Here is a 12,917-nt window from a genome sequence, read left to right as displayed (position 1 = left end):
GCCAGACGCCTGCGCGCGCGGCCACGGCTAGCCTGCGGTGATGTCGGCGTTACTCCGGGGCTCCGCTTCGATGCGCGGAGGCGGTTCATCCACCCATTGCCAGAACAGCCGGTAGCCCACCGCCAGCACGATGGGCCCGATGAACAGCCCGATCACGCCGCCCGTGACCATGCCGCCCAGCGCACCGACCAGGATCACCGGCATCGGCACGTCCACGCCCCGCCCCAGCAACAACGGCTTGAGCACGTTGTCTGCCAGCCCGGCGATGAACACGTAAATGGCGAAGATGATATTGGTGGCGCTGGCGCCTTCGGACGCGAACACCAGCAGGATCACGGGAATCGTGATCAGCGTGGCCGGCAGCTGCATGATGCCCAGCAACAGGACTGCCAGCGCCAGCAGCCCTGCGCCGGGCACGCCCTTGAGCACGAACGCCACGCCGATCAGCAGCATCTGGATGAACGCGATGCCCACCACCCCCTGTGCGACCGCCCGGATCGTGGCCGTGCAGAGCGCCGCAAGGCGCGGCCCCCGTTCCGGTCCCGTGATGCGCGACGCGATGCGCACAGCGCTGCGGGTGCCCTCTTCGCCATAGGCCATGATGACACCGGAGATGATCAGCGCGCCCACGAACATCAGCAGCCCCACGCCCACGCCGCCAATCGCGCCCAGCACCGTCAGGCTGGCTGCCCTGATCTGCGGGCCGAGCTTTTCCAGGAGACCGGCCGTATCGGTTGCGGCCATCGTCCAGGCGTCGTGGAGCCGGCGGCCCGCCAGCGGCCATCCGGCCAGTGCTTCGGGCGGCGGCGGAATGCGTAGTTCGCCGTGCCGGGCGATCGCCATCGCCTGCTCGATCGACTCGATCAGCGCCATGCCCAGCAGGTAGGTTGGCACGAGCACGATGGCGATCACCAGCACGATGATCAGCGTGGCAGTGCGGCCTTCGCCGGCAAAGATCCGTCCGCGCAGCCGTACCTGCAGCGGATAGAGCGTGATGGCAAGGATCACGGACCAGACCAGCAGATTCATGAACGGCCGGAAGATCTGGAAGCAGAACGTGGCCAGCAGCGCCACGAGGCCGAACCGGATCAGCGAGTCAATCAGCGTGCGCGACATGGTCGCGGTGGCATACGGCGCTTGCAGCATCGTGCGACTCCCTTGTCCGCCCGGCACGCGGCCGGGCTTCACGCCCGCTGGCGGCGGCGCGCGACCATCACCAGCGCTGCCCCGGCGGCAAACAGCAACAGGCAGCCCAGCAGCCACTCCCGGGCCAGCACGTTCACGAGGTAGCGCGGCGGATCGGCGGCGGTCCTGAACAGCTGCACCTCCAGCCCATGCAGCGCGAACCGGAACAGGTTCAGCTTGTCGGGCATCTGCCCGCTCGGCTCGCTCCAGAAGATACCGATCACGGCCAGCCACATTGCTCCCACCATCAACAGGAATCCGCACTTGCGCATGTTGGCCACCTCGGAAAGTCAGGCGCTAGGCGGAAGCCTCCGACAATCGCCCGAGCATGACAATTGGCCCTTGGGCCAAGCATTGGACCAAGGTCCATTGCCAAAGCGCGGCGCAGTGTCCAGATTGGTACGGATTCGGAGATTCCAGATTCCGCACACGAGAGATCTGCCATGACAAGACCGAAGCAGGGAGCCGCTGACACTGTCCACAACGGCAAGAACGCCCTTGGACGCAAGGAGTACGAGGCGGCGCTGGCTGACTTGCACGTGGAACTGGTGCACCTCCAGGACTGGGTGAAGGCCACCGGCGCCAAGATCTGCATCGTCTTCGAGGGACGCGATGGCGCGGGCAAGGGCGGGGCCATCAAGGCGCTTACCGAGCGCGTCAGCCCGCGGGTGTTCCGCGTGGTGGCGCTCCCGGCGCCCACCGAGCGCGAGAAGAGCCAGATGTACATGCAGCGTTACCTGCCGCATTTTCCGGCCGCGGGGGAGGTGGTGATCTTCGACCGCAGCTGGTACAACCGCGCCGGCGTGGAGCGGGTGATGGGATTTGCCGATGAGCACCAGGTGGACGCCTTCCTGCGCGCTGTGCCGCTGGTCGAGCGCGCCATGGTCGGCTCCAACGTCCGGCTGCTGAAGTACTGGCTGGAAGTCAGCCCGGAAGAACAGACGCGCCGGCTGGAGCAGCGCATCAAGGATGGCCGGAAGACCTGGAAGCTGACCGACATGGACCTCAAATCGTACAGCCGCTGGCACGACTACTCGCGCGCCCGCGACGCGATGTTCGAGGCGTCCGATACCGATTTTGCGCCATGGCACGTGGTGCGCTCGGACAACAAGCGCCGCGCCCGGCTCAATATCATCAGCCACCTTTTGGACACGGTGCCCTACGAGCCCATCCCCCGCAAGAGGATCAAGCTGCCCGCGCGGCAGAAGGCCGGCGGCTATCGGGCACCCGACTACCCCTACCGCTACGTTCCCGATCGCTTCTAGCGGCTGCGCCGGCGGCCGACGCCGGCCGCTAGTCCTTGAGCAGCGTTTTCTTCCACTCGCCGCCCGGCTGCTGGCAGTACCAGCCCGTCCAGCGCTCCGGCTGGCGGCCCGGCTGGCGCAGTTCGCTGCGCACCTTCCGGCAGCGCTGGCCGCTTTCGGCGCGGGTGGTCAGCGGTGTGAATGTGCCGTCGGTGGGCTTGCCCTTGGCGTTCGGCGCGAGGTGGAACGGGACACTCTTCCCGTCGTCGGTTTCGGACAGCGTCTTGCCGAACGCCGTGGTCAGCTCGGCGGTCTGGTCCTTGTCAAGCGTGCCGATGATGGTTCCGCTCAGGAAGTGGTCATAGTAGGCCCGTGCCGGCCAAGCCGCGGCAAGCAGAACCATCAGGGCAAGCGCCCGATGTCGCAGAATCGGTAGCAAGACTGTCTCCATGCTAAAGCCGGCGCGGTTCACTGGATCGTATAGCCGCGCCCCTGCATGCACGCCGAGTAAGCGCGGTAGTAGGTGCTCATGGCGCCGGATTGCTGTTGCTGGGCGTTGGCCTGCGCGTTGCGTTGGTTCTGGCGCGCGCGATGGCCGCCCGCCATGGTGCCGACCGCCGCGCCGGCCGCTGCGCCCTTGCCCGCGTCGCCGGCAATGCCACCGATCACCGCGCCGCCCAGCGCCCCGCGCGCGGCGCCACCTGCGCGCTCGCCACCCCCGACTGCCGGGCCGCCCTGCTGGGTTGGCGGCGCCGCAGCCACTGCAGCCGGGTCGATGCCCGTGTTGGACTTGGCCCACGCGTAGCAAGCGCCATCGTCCTGCTGCTGCTGGGCCTGGCTCTGGCCCTTGGCCGGATAGGCAATGGGCTTCTGCGATTGCGCCGGCAGACTCCACGCAGCGCCCAGCCCCGCGCACAGCAGCACCACGGAAAACCTGGATCTCGACATGGTTCGCTCCTTCTCGCCATCGTCGTCCCTCGCCGCACTGCGCGCGCGACTAGCTGAAGCGCTCCCGCAGCAGCAGCGCGTTGAGTTTATGGTCGTGCCAGAACACACCGTGGATGCGCGGCAGGAAGTGCTCCAGGGCCACGATGTCAACCGTGCTGTACGTCAGTGTCATGCCCGGACGCGTTCCGTCGCCCTCGTGCCGCTCGATGGTATCGAAAGGCGGAAAGCCGTAGCGTTCGAGAAACTCGCGCACCTGCTCCTCGTTCGTGTCGGGATGGAGGTTTGAAAGCATCAGTATCGCCATTTGCCAGTCCCTCGTGGTTGGCCTGCGGACCGCGTCCGATAAGTGTGCGTCCACCGCAGACCGCTGGCAATTGGACCAAGGACCAAAGGCATGGGCCTACTGCATCACGCGGCGAACCATCCCGATCAACTGACGGGCGTCGAACGGCTTGCGCAGGTAGCCGACGGCGCCGCCCGCCAGCGCTCGGTCGCGCGCTTCAGGCCACTCGTGAGCGGTGATGAAGATCAGCGGCAGACGCAGACCGGCCAGTCGCCGCTGAACTTCAAGCCCACTGGTTCCTGGCATGCAGACGTCCAGGATCACGCAGGCGGGGCAGTACGCCGCCGCCGCTTGCATCCGGGCCAGAAATGCGTCGCCGCTGGCAAACGTCTCCGCCGCGATGCCGGCTGCGTGTAGTAGCCGTGCCGTGGACCGCGCCACGGACGCATCGTCGTCGACAACCGCCACGAATTTTCCAGTGCAACCCATGTTCGAGCAACGCAGCCGATGATGGACAGGTATCTGCGTAGGCTACGAGACTCGCGCGATGCGCGATATTGGCCCATGGTCCAGCCGCGGCGCAGGGCGATTCAATGCGCTCAGGCAGACGTGTCCGCCACCATGCCGATACGGTCGGCGATGCGCACCAGCGCGGGCAGCGAATCCACCTCCAGCTTTTGCATCACATGGGCACGATGCACCTTGATGGTCTTTTCGACCGTGCCAAGACGGTTGGCCACCTGCTTGTTGCGAAAGCCTGTGACAATCCACGCCAGCACTTCGCGCTCGCGCGGCGTCAGGCGGTCTACCTTCTTGCGCAACTCGCGTAGCTCCCGCGCCTGCGTGAACTGGCGTGCCGCGCATTCGCAACCGCGCGCCACAGACGCCAGCAGTTGTACGTCGGACACGGGCTTCTGCAGAAAGTCGATGGCGCCGGCCTGCATCGTCACCACCGCGCTGGCCACGTCGGCATGGCCAGTCAGGATGATGACCGGGATCCGGCCGCCCAGCGCCTGCTGCAGGTCGATGCCACTGATGTCGGGCAGTTGCAAATCCAGCAGCACGCAGCCCGGCGTGCTATCCAGATCCGCCTGTTCCAGGAACTGACCGGCCGAGGCGAAGCCCGTGGTGACGTAGCCCCGGGCCGCCAGCACCCGGCCTAACGCGCGCCGCACGCTGTCGTCGTCATCGACGATGTGGATGGTGGTCCCGGTCGCAAGCATGGCGGTGCTATCTCCTGGAAGTGGCCGCGCGCAGCCGCGACACCATTGTCGCGGCCAGGGCATCGTGTGCGGTGACCGTGTCGGCCGCCTCGGTGCGCAGCAGACATTCGAAGGTCATGCCGACGTCGCGGTTGCGGATGGCGCGCACGCGTCCGCCGTTTCGCTCCATCAACGCGCGGCTGAACGACAGGCCAAGCCCCATGCCGCGGGGTTTCGACGAATAGAAGGGGCGGAAAATCTTGTCGAGGTCCCCCTCGCTGACGCCGCAACCGTTGTCGCGCACGGCCAGCAGCAGCAGGCCGTCGCGTGCGGCGGCCGAGACGGTGACTTGCCGCGCGGCGTCGGGGCGGAGGCCCTGTACGGCGTCCAGCGCGTTGACAAGCAGGTTCAGCAGCACAAGCTGGATTTCCATCGGGTCGGCCACCGCACGCGGCAGCGCAGGGTCCGTTGCGCCCAGCAAGGTCACCCCGCCTGCACGCGCCCGGTCGCGCACCAGTTCCAGCGCGCGGTCGACTACGTCGCCGATCGAGAACGGCACCAGCCGGGGCGCCTCGCCGCGAATCAGCGCGCGCACGCCCTGCACGATGTCGCTGGCGCGCGAGGCGTCGGCGACGATGTCATCGAGAATCTCGCGGATTTCGTCCTGCGCCGCCGCACCCGAAACCAGGTACTCGCGCGCGGCCTGCGCATTGCTGGTGATCGCCGTCAGCGGCTGGTTCAGTTCATGCGCGAGTGACCCGGCCAGCTCGACCATGCCCGGCCGGCGGGCGGCGTCGCAAAGCGGGCTGCTTTCCACCATGCGCAGGCGCTCTGCCGGCCGGCGCCTGTTCGCCGCGCGTGGCAGCGCCGCGAACGCCAGGGTCACGGACGCGCCCGCCAGCAGCAGTGGCATCCATTTCATGGCCGGTTCCGCTCAGGCAGCGCCGGCACGGGCGCCATGCTCAGGGCGGGCAACACAATGAGCAGCCGTTGATCCATGATCACCTCCCTGTATGTACGGTAGCCGCAGGGGGCATGGATGGCGGGACTATCACCGGCGTACGGCGAGGCAAGACCCTGGCGCTGCCAGATCGGTGAAACGTCCCTGTGTTGACCTACCCCACGGCTACCTGCGATCGTCGAAGACGACCGGTTCCTGTTGCTTTTTCTGACTTGTTTGTTTGTGCCATATCACGTTAGGTCGGCACCTTGCCGATTGCAATCTTTACTTTCCATCCCGTATGAAGAGGTTTTGAAAGAGAAAAAAAGGTATTTAACGGGCCGAGGTTTTCGCCACCCGCTTAATAAGGGGGGATGCTTCGCGGCCGCCCGCCCAGGTTGGCGACGACAGATGCTCGGCAAAGTAGTCCGCCAGCGCGGTGATCCTTGCCGGTCTGGCGCGGGCCGAGGGCGTCACGAAGTACAGGCCGCCGCGCGTGAGATGCCAGCCGTCCATGAGCTTTTCGAGCCGGCCATCGGCCAGGTATTCCCCGGCCATGAACTCCGGCAGTTCGGCGATTCCCTGCCCCGCCAGCAGCATGGGCAGCAAGGCCTCCGAGTTGGTCACGCGCAACGGGCCGACCGGCGTTACCGGATGTTCCTCCCCTGCGTCGTTGACAAAGCGCCACACGTCGCTGCGCGCCCGGTATGCGTAGGAGAAGCATGGCCGGTCTGCGAGATCGCGTGGATGCATCGGGCGGCCAGCCCGATCCAGATAGGCGGGCGCCGCCACGACGATCTGCGAAACCGGACACAACTGCCTGGCGATCAGCGAAGAATCCGGTAACGCGGCAATGCGCAGCGCGGCATCGAAGCCTTGCGCCACGATGTCGACCGTGGCATCGGATAGGTGCAGGTCGATCGAGACTTCGGGGTAAGCCTCGAAGAATGCCGGCAGCAGCGGCGCCACCCATCGCACGCCGAACGACATCGGTACCGCCAGCCGGATCAGCCCGCGAGGCTTGACCGACAATTCGCGCGCCACGTTCTCGGCAGCTTCTGCCTGGCGGTAGATGTCACCCGCCTGCTCCGCAATCGTGGCGCCGAACTCCGTCAGGGCCAGGTGCCGGGATGTCCGATTGAGCAGGCGCCCGCCCAGTCGCTCCTCCAGTCTGGCAACGCCGCGCGACACCGTCGCCACCGATACCCCCATGGCGCGTGCCGCTGCGGCGAACGACCCTTCCTCCGCCACCTTGGCGAACATGGCCAACCCTTCGAAATCCGGAAACTTCGTCATTTCATTTTTGCAACGATGGTTTTCGATCAATTCTATTTCGAAATGACGCGGGCGTCGATATTCTTCTCACATCGCATCACCCTTTCAGAAACCTCCGACACCTAACAAGGAGAAACACCATGAACGGCAAGCTCGCAAACAAGATTGCACTCGTTACCGGCGGCACTAGCGGCATCGGCCTGGCCACGGCCAAGCGCTTTGCTGCCGAGGGCGCACATGTGTATGTCACCGGCCGCCGCCAGGCGGAACTCGATGCTGCCGTCGCCGCGATCGGCAACGCCACCGGTGTCCGCGTGGACTCGTCGAAGCCTGAGGAACTGGATGCGCTGTATAAGCAAATCCGCGCAGAGAAAGGACGCCTCGACGTACTGTTCGCCAATGCGGGCGGCGGCACGATGGTGCCGCTGGGCGATATCACCGAGGCGCACTACCACGACACCTTCGACCGCAACGTCAAGGGCACGCTGTTCACCGTGCAGAAGGCGCTGCCGCTGCTGTCCAAAGGTGCATCGGTGATCCTGACGGGATCGACCACCACGATCGAAGGTACGGCCGCCTTCAGCGTCTATTCCGCATCGAAGGCTGCCATCCGGGCTTTCGCACGTAGCTGGATTCTGGACCTGAAGGATCGCGGCATCCGCGTCAACACGATCAGCCCCGGCGCCACCCGCACGCCCGGCCTCGTGGAACTGGCCGGTCCGGATGCTGCGCAACAACAGGGTCTGCTGGACTACCTGGCATCGCGCATCCCGATGGGTCGCGTGGGAGAACCCTCGGAAATCGCCGGTGCCGCCCTCTTCCTGGCGTCGGACGACGCGAGCTTCGTGAACGGGGCCGAACTGTTCGTGGACGGCGGCCAGGCGCAAGTCTGACGCAAGCCGGCAAACAAAGAAGCAAAGCCAGGAAAGTCTGCAAGGCTCGCCGGGAGAGTGTTTCCCAGTCGTCCATCCCGGCGGCCCTGCCCTCGACTGCGTCCTACTGTGGCCATCGCCACGACGGCTCGGACAGGTTCTCTGCAAAGAAGTCTGACACCGCCCGAATCTTTGCCGGCTTGCTTCGCGCAGATGGGGTGACAAAATACAGGCCGCCCCGGGTCATGTTCCACTCCGGAAGAATCCGTTCCAGGCGGCCATTCGCCAGGTACTCTCCCGCGATGAACTCGGGCAACTCCGCAATGGCGATGCCTTCCAGCAGAATGGGAACCATCGCTTCGGAATTTGTCACGCGAAGCGGGCCGGAGGGCACCACCTCCTCATGGTATCCACTGTCGTGCGTGAACTGCCAGACCTGGCTACGTGCCCGATACGCATAACTGAGGCATTTGCGAGCTGCCAGTTCGCGGGGGTGCGCCGGACGTCCATGCGTTTCAAGATATGCCGGCGACGCCACGAGGTACTGCGTCACCGAGCAGATCTTGCGGGCTACCAGCGATGAGTCTGGCAGCGAGGCGATGCGCAACGCGGCATCGAAACCCTCCGCCACGATATCCACCGTTGCGTCGGACAGATGCAGATCCAGAGATAACTCCGGATACTTGTCCATCAACCTGGGGAGGATGGGCACCACCCATCGAAGCCCAAAGGACATCGGGATTGCAATGCGCACGCGTCCGCGCGGATTCTCGGACAGTTCCAGGGCTTCGAGCTCTACCGCTTCCGCCTGCCGACATATTTCCGCAGCCTTGGCGGCCATCTGATGTCCGAACTCGGTAAGCGATAGCTGGCGTGACGTCCGGTTCAGAAGCCTGCCGCCGAGGCGGTCTTCCAGCCTGCTTATCGCCCGGGACACTGTCGGCACCGACACGTCCATGACTCTGGCCGCCGCGGCAAACGAGCCCTCCTCTGCGACTTTGGCAAACATCGCCAAACCTTCAAAATCGGGTAACTTGCTCATTCTGCTTGCGCACCTTCACGACGCCGCGGCGCGATGCAACCACGCATGACGCGCGCAAGGCGCCACGCATCGCCAGGTGATTTCATGCCTGCTGCGTTTTGCCCTACCTGGCGGGCGGCAGGTAGCCGCCTGTGCTGTCCAGAAGCTCGGTGCCTTCGTTCGCCATGGCTTCCGCGAGCTTCATCGTCGCCACCATGATCGAGGATTGCAGCATGGCCATCTGGGTTTCCATCGCGGCCACCATGGCAGCCTTTTCACGCTCATTGCGCTGTTCCGACTGCACGGACTGCAGATGCTCGCGCAGTTCGGCGAGCTGCTTCTGCATCTGCTCGATCTGGGCCTTGATCGATTTGGCGGACTCCGATTGCTGCGACTTCTTCTCGTTGCCTGTGGCAGCCACCGGCCCCTTGGCTTCGGCGGGCCGGGCAGTGTCCCCAACGTCCTGTTCTTCTCCAGCGACTGCGACAGCCACCTCCGAGTCCTGCGGGGTGACCTGTTCAGCTTGCGAAGGCACAGGGAAGTACCTTGAGGCGAGATGGTTCTGCGTGACGCTGCTGATCTGGCTCATGCCGGGAAGCCTCATTCATGGTTGTATGCGCCGGAAGCATAGCGGCGCCATTGCCCGTTAGAAATACAAGCATCGGAAAGTCATCGTTTCAGAAATGAAACGTTGACTTTTTGACCGTCGCTACGTCGTCCCCGTCCAGCGACACAACGCCACACCCCATCCATTCCTCACACACCTGCCTCAGTTTTGTTTTAAACTTTCAGAAATTCCTGAAAATTCAAAAACAGACAATGCAACTCTCGCCCCTGATCCAGCGCTTTGTCCTCCACTTCGGTGAGATGGGCAGCCGCTGGGGGATCAACCGAACGGTCGGTCAGATTTACGCCCTGCTCTTTACCGCGGCGCGCCCCCTCAATGCCGACGAAATAGCCGAAGCGCTGGGTTTCTCGCGCTCGAACGTCAGTATCGGCCTCAAGGAACTGGAGTCCTGGAACCTCGTCCGGCTGTCGCACCAGCCCGGCGACCGCCGCGAGTACTTCTCTGCGCCAGACGACGTCTGGGCGATTTTCCGGACGCTGGCCGAGGAACGGCGGCGGCGCGAGATCGATCCCACGCTGTCGATGCTGCGCGAAGTGCAGCTGGAAACCCCGCTTTCCGACGAGGACCGCCACGCACAGGCCCGCATGAAGGAGATGTACGGCCTGATCCTGCTGGTGACCACATGGTTCGGCGACATGCAGAAGCTCGACGTGGCCACGCTCGAAAAGCTGATGCGGCTGGGCTCGCGCGTCACCAAGCTGCTGGACGTCAAGGACCGGCTGACATCGGCCATCGGCATGGGGTCCCGGACCGAGAAGACGGAGAAGGCCCAAAAGCCCGCGAAGACGGGAAAAGCCGCCAAAGCCACCCCGGCCACCCCGGCCACCAGCAAAACCCCCGCAAAACCTGCCCGATCCCGCAAGGAGTAGTCCGTGTTTGCAAGTGTCGATCCGGTGATACTGGCGCGCATCCAGTTCGCCGCGAATATCACATTCCACATCCTGTTCCCGACCATCAGCATCTCGCTGGCCTGGGTCCTGCTGTTCTTCAAGCTGCGCTACGGCAAGACCGGCGACGAAAGCTGGATGAATGCCTACCGCGTCTGGGTCAAGATCTTCGCGCTGACGTTCGCGCTGGGCGTGGTCAGCGGCATCACCATGAGCTTCCAGTTCGGCACCAACTGGCCTGGCTACATGGAAACGGTGGGCAACGTGGCCGGCCCGCTGCTGGCCTATGAGGTACTGACCGCTTTCTTCCTCGAAGCCACCTTCCTTGGAATCATGCTGTTCGGCATGCGCCGCGTCAGCAACCGCATGCACACCATTGCCACGCTGCTGGTGGCGGGCGGCACCACGCTGTCCGCGTTCTGGATCCTGGCGCTGAACTCCTGGATGCAGACGCCTGCCGGCTTCGAGATGATCGATGGCCGCGCCCACGTCACGAGCTGGCTCGCCGTGATCTTCAACCCCTCGTTCCCTTACCGGCTGGTGCACATGCTGCTGGCATCGGGCCTGACGGTCGCCTTTCTGGTCGCCGGCGTTTCCGCCTGGCGCTGGCTGCGCAACGACCGCAGCCCGGATGTCATGCACGCACTGCGTACCGGCGTGACGCTGGCCGCGATCCTGATCCCGCTGCAGATCGTGGCCGGCGACCTGCACGGCCTGAACACGCTCCACCACCAGCCGGCCAAGATCGCCGCCATGGAAGGCATCTGGAAAACCGAGAAAGGCGCGCCGGCCGTGCTGTTCGGGCTGCCCAATGCCCGTACGCAGTCGAACGACTTCGAGATCGCCATCCCGAAGCTGGCGTCGATCTACCTGACGCACAAGGTGGACGGCGAGATCCTCGGCATCGACGCCTTCCCGGACCGCCATCCCCCGGTGGCGCCGCTGTTCTTCGCGTTCCGCATCATGGTCGGCGTGGGCCTGCTGATGCTGGCGGTGTCGTGGCTCGGCGCCTGGCAGTTGCGCCGGCAAGGTGCGCCGTCGAAGTGGCTGGCGCGCGCGCTGGTGGCAATGACGTTCTCGGGCTGGATCGCGCTGGTGGCCGGCTGGTACGTGACCGAGATCGGCCGCCAGCCCTACCTCGTCTACGGCGTGCTGACCACGGCACAGGCTGCCTCCAAGGTGCCTGCCACGATGATCGGCAGCACGCTGGCGATGTACCTGACGCTCTACCTGCTGCTGATCGTCGCCTATATCTCGGTGGTGTTCCATCTCGCCCGCAAGGCCGGTAAAGCCGGCGGCACGCCGGAACCCGCCATCGAAACGCCGCAACCCGTCCTTCCCGGCCAACCCAGGAGCGCGCAATGAACCCGGCCACCATGCATGACCTGAGCCAGCCGGCCGGCTGGATGCCGCTGGTGTTCCTGGCGCTGATGGGCCTGTCGATGCTGATCTACGTGATCCTCGACGGCTACGACCTGGGCGTTGGCGTACTGCTGCGCCGCGCCGACGATGCCGACAAGGACACCATGATCGCGTCGATCGGGCCGTTCTGGGACGCCAACGAAACCTGGCTCGTGCTCGGCGTGGGGCTGCTGCTGACGGCCTTCCCGCTGGCGCACGGCGTGATCCTGACGCAGCTCTACCTGCCTGTCGCGCTGATGCTGGCCGGGCTGATCATCCGCGGCGTGGCGTTCGATTTCCGTGTCAAGGCGCGCGATCCGCACAAGCCGTGGTGGAACTTCGCGTTCTACGCCGGCTCGCTGCTGGCCAGCTTCTCGCAGGGGCTGATGCTGGGCCTCTACATCACCGGCTTCCGCTACGACCTGCCCAATCTGCTGTTCGCGGTGGCCGTGGGCTTGTGCCTGGTGGCCGGCTACTGCCAGCTGGGCGCCACGTGGCTGATCATGAAAACCACCGGGGCGCTGCAACTGCGGGCCATCTACTGGGCGCGCCGCAGCCTCTGGATCACGGCGGCGGGCGTGGCGGCCATCTCGATCGTCACGCCGATGGTCAGCGAGCGGATCTTCGAAAAGTGGTTCAGCCTGCCCAACATCATCCTGCTGGCGCCGATCCCGCTGCTGACGATGGCGCTGTTCCTGGTCATCGAGCGCTTCCTGCGCAAGCTGCGCGACTTCCACGCACGCGGCAACGACCGCTGGTGCTGGGTGCCGTTCGCCGGCACCGCCGTGATCTTCCTGATGGCGTTCAACGGCCTGGCCTACAGCCTGTTCCCATACCTGGTGGTGGACCGCATCGACATCTGGCAGGCCGCCAGCGCACCCGAATCTCTCGGCGTGATCCTGATTGGCGCGGCGGTGGTGCTGCCGACCATCCTGGGTTATACGGCCTACGCGTATCGGGTGTTCTGGGGCAAGGCGACGGACCTGCGTTACGACTGAGGAGAAGAGCAAAGCCGGCGACGGGTGTATCCT

Annotated in this window: 16 protein-coding genes; 5 read left to right on the top strand and 11 right to left on the bottom strand. The window is 65.1% G+C overall.

Annotation, left to right across the window (positions count from 1 at the left end):
- Nucleotides 1-27 precede the first annotated feature (27 nt).
- Nucleotides 28-1,146, bottom strand: coding sequence for an AI-2E family transporter (locus EV147_RS17215; protein ID WP_130392428.1), 1,119 nt, complete (start codon nucleotides 1,144-1,146; stop codon nucleotides 28-30).
- Nucleotides 1,147-1,184: 38 nt separating this feature from the next.
- Nucleotides 1,185-1,457 carry a hypothetical protein gene (locus tag EV147_RS17210; RefSeq protein WP_130392427.1) on the bottom strand — a complete coding sequence of 91 codons (273 nt, stop codon included), beginning with the start codon at nucleotides 1,455-1,457 and terminating at the stop codon, nucleotides 1,185-1,187.
- A gap of 171 nt (nucleotides 1,458-1,628) precedes the next feature.
- On the opposite strand from EV147_RS17210, the gene ppk2 reads away from it, so the two are divergent.
- On the top strand, nucleotides 1,629-2,450 hold the full coding sequence (gene ppk2 / locus EV147_RS17205) for a polyphosphate kinase 2 (protein WP_130392426.1): 822 nt from the start codon (nucleotides 1,629-1,631) through the stop codon (nucleotides 2,448-2,450).
- A gap of 28 nt (nucleotides 2,451-2,478) precedes the next feature.
- Here ppk2 and EV147_RS17200 read toward each other — a convergent pair whose 3' ends face one another.
- The 7 genes from EV147_RS17200 to EV147_RS17170 all read right to left on the bottom strand — a co-directional run bounded on the left by EV147_RS17200 (nucleotide 2,479) and on the right by EV147_RS17170 (nucleotide 7,098).
- Nucleotides 2,479-2,832, bottom strand: coding sequence for a hypothetical protein (locus EV147_RS17200; protein ID WP_130392425.1), 354 nt, complete (start codon nucleotides 2,830-2,832; stop codon nucleotides 2,479-2,481).
- Nucleotides 2,833-2,897: 65 nt separating this feature from the next.
- A complete protein-coding gene (locus EV147_RS17195) occupies nucleotides 2,898-3,377 on the bottom strand; it encodes a glycine zipper domain-containing protein (protein WP_130392424.1) in 480 nt (159 codons plus the stop codon).
- Between the two features lie 49 nt (nucleotides 3,378-3,426).
- On the bottom strand, nucleotides 3,427-3,669 hold the full coding sequence (locus EV147_RS17190) for an RNA recognition motif domain-containing protein (protein ID WP_235844789.1): 243 nt from the start codon (nucleotides 3,667-3,669) through the stop codon (nucleotides 3,427-3,429).
- A gap of 108 nt (nucleotides 3,670-3,777) precedes the next feature.
- Nucleotides 3,778-4,128 carry a response regulator transcription factor gene (locus EV147_RS17185; RefSeq protein ID WP_407923249.1) on the bottom strand — a complete coding sequence of 117 codons (351 nt, stop codon included), beginning with the start codon at nucleotides 4,126-4,128 and terminating at the stop codon, nucleotides 3,778-3,780.
- A 131-nt stretch (nucleotides 4,129-4,259) separates the two neighbouring features.
- Nucleotides 4,260-4,883, bottom strand: coding sequence for a response regulator transcription factor (locus tag EV147_RS17180; protein WP_130392421.1), 624 nt, complete (start codon nucleotides 4,881-4,883; stop codon nucleotides 4,260-4,262).
- Nucleotides 4,884-4,890: 7 nt separating this feature from the next.
- Nucleotides 4,891-5,784, bottom strand: a complete 894-nt coding sequence (locus EV147_RS17175) for a sensor histidine kinase (protein ID WP_130392420.1) — start codon at nucleotides 5,782-5,784, stop codon at nucleotides 4,891-4,893.
- A gap of 351 nt (nucleotides 5,785-6,135) precedes the next feature.
- Nucleotides 6,136-7,098 (bottom strand): LysR family transcriptional regulator, encoded by a 963-nt coding sequence (locus EV147_RS17170; RefSeq protein ID WP_130392541.1) that lies wholly within the window; start codon nucleotides 7,096-7,098, stop codon nucleotides 6,136-6,138.
- A 119-nt stretch (nucleotides 7,099-7,217) separates the two neighbouring features.
- Here EV147_RS17170 and EV147_RS17165 point away from each other — a divergent pair, with 119 nt between their 5' ends.
- Nucleotides 7,218-7,970 (top strand): SDR family NAD(P)-dependent oxidoreductase, encoded by a 753-nt coding sequence (locus EV147_RS17165; protein ID WP_130392419.1) that lies wholly within the window; start codon nucleotides 7,218-7,220, stop codon nucleotides 7,968-7,970.
- Nucleotides 7,971-8,073: 103 nt separating this feature from the next.
- On the opposite strand, the gene EV147_RS17160 is transcribed toward EV147_RS17165, so the two are convergent.
- Both EV147_RS17160 and EV147_RS17155 read right to left on the bottom strand, forming a co-directional pair.
- Nucleotides 8,074-8,991 (bottom strand): LysR family transcriptional regulator, encoded by a 918-nt coding sequence (locus EV147_RS17160; RefSeq protein WP_130392418.1) that lies wholly within the window; start codon nucleotides 8,989-8,991, stop codon nucleotides 8,074-8,076.
- A gap of 103 nt (nucleotides 8,992-9,094) precedes the next feature.
- Nucleotides 9,095-9,559 carry a hypothetical protein gene (locus EV147_RS17155; protein WP_130392417.1) on the bottom strand — a complete coding sequence of 155 codons (465 nt, stop codon included), beginning with the start codon at nucleotides 9,557-9,559 and terminating at the stop codon, nucleotides 9,095-9,097.
- 230 nt (nucleotides 9,560-9,789) lie between these two features.
- On the opposite strand from EV147_RS17155, the gene EV147_RS17150 reads away from it, so the two are divergent.
- From EV147_RS17150 to EV147_RS17140, 3 genes are read left to right on the top strand one after another with little or no spacing between them, the layout of a single operon-like run.
- Nucleotides 9,790-10,467 (top strand): GbsR/MarR family transcriptional regulator, encoded by a 678-nt coding sequence (locus EV147_RS17150; RefSeq protein ID WP_130392540.1) that lies wholly within the window; start codon nucleotides 9,790-9,792, stop codon nucleotides 10,465-10,467.
- Between the two features lie 3 nt (nucleotides 10,468-10,470).
- Nucleotides 10,471-11,850 (top strand): cytochrome ubiquinol oxidase subunit I, encoded by a 1,380-nt coding sequence (locus EV147_RS17145; protein WP_130392416.1) that lies wholly within the window; start codon nucleotides 10,471-10,473, stop codon nucleotides 11,848-11,850.
- The gene (locus EV147_RS17140) at nucleotides 11,847-12,884 is read left to right on the top strand and encodes a cytochrome d ubiquinol oxidase subunit II (RefSeq protein ID WP_130392415.1); all 1,038 of its coding nucleotides are present in this window, start codon (nucleotides 11,847-11,849) and stop codon (nucleotides 12,882-12,884) included. The genes EV147_RS17145 and EV147_RS17140 overlap by 4 nt, the downstream gene beginning before the upstream one ends.
- The last annotated feature ends 33 nt before the right edge of the window (nucleotides 12,885-12,917 follow it).

It is taken from the genome of Cupriavidus agavae (genome assembly GCF_004217045.1).
GTDB classification, from domain to species: domain Bacteria; phylum Pseudomonadota; class Gammaproteobacteria; order Burkholderiales; family Burkholderiaceae; genus Cupriavidus; species Cupriavidus agavae.
The sequence above is the reverse complement of the archived record's forward strand: the minus strand, read 5'-3'. Positions and strand labels throughout refer to the sequence as shown.

Bases quoted from the DNA above. Each gene is read 5' to 3' on its own strand.
- ppk2 (WP_130392426.1), top strand. From the start codon at position 1,629: ATGACAAGACCGAAGCAGGGAGCCGCTGACACTGTCCACAACGGCAAG.
- EV147_RS17180 (WP_130392421.1), bottom strand. From the start codon at position 4,883: ATGCTTGCGACCGGGACCACCATCCACATCGTCGATGACGACGACAGC.
- EV147_RS17165 (WP_130392419.1), top strand. From the start codon at position 7,218: ATGAACGGCAAGCTCGCAAACAAGATTGCACTCGTTACCGGCGGCACT.
- EV147_RS17155 (WP_130392417.1), bottom strand. From the start codon at position 9,559: ATGAGCCAGATCAGCAGCGTCACGCAGAACCATCTCGCCTCAAGGTAC.
- EV147_RS17215 (WP_130392428.1), bottom strand. From the start codon at position 1,146: ATGCTGCAAGCGCCGTATGCCACCGCGACCATGTCGCGCACGCTGATT.
- EV147_RS17190 (WP_235844789.1), bottom strand. From the start codon at position 3,669: ATGCTTTCAAACCTCCATCCCGACACGAACGAGGAGCAGGTGCGCGAG.
- EV147_RS17210 (WP_130392427.1), bottom strand. From the start codon at position 1,457: ATGCGCAAGTGCGGATTCCTGTTGATGGTGGGAGCAATGTGGCTGGCC.
- EV147_RS17140 (WP_130392415.1), top strand. From the start codon at position 11,847: ATGAACCCGGCCACCATGCATGACCTGAGCCAGCCGGCCGGCTGGATG.
- EV147_RS17200 (WP_130392425.1), bottom strand. From the start codon at position 2,832: ATGGTTCTGCTTGCCGCGGCTTGGCCGGCACGGGCCTACTATGACCAC.
- EV147_RS17170 (WP_130392541.1), bottom strand. From the start codon at position 7,098: ATGACGAAGTTTCCGGATTTCGAAGGGTTGGCCATGTTCGCCAAGGTG.
- EV147_RS17195 (WP_130392424.1), bottom strand. From the start codon at position 3,377: ATGTCGAGATCCAGGTTTTCCGTGGTGCTGCTGTGCGCGGGGCTGGGC.
- EV147_RS17160 (WP_130392418.1), bottom strand. From the start codon at position 8,991: ATGAGCAAGTTACCCGATTTTGAAGGTTTGGCGATGTTTGCCAAAGTC.
- EV147_RS17150 (WP_130392540.1), top strand. From the start codon at position 9,790: ATGCAACTCTCGCCCCTGATCCAGCGCTTTGTCCTCCACTTCGGTGAG.
- EV147_RS17175 (WP_130392420.1), bottom strand. From the start codon at position 5,784: ATGAAATGGATGCCACTGCTGCTGGCGGGCGCGTCCGTGACCCTGGCG.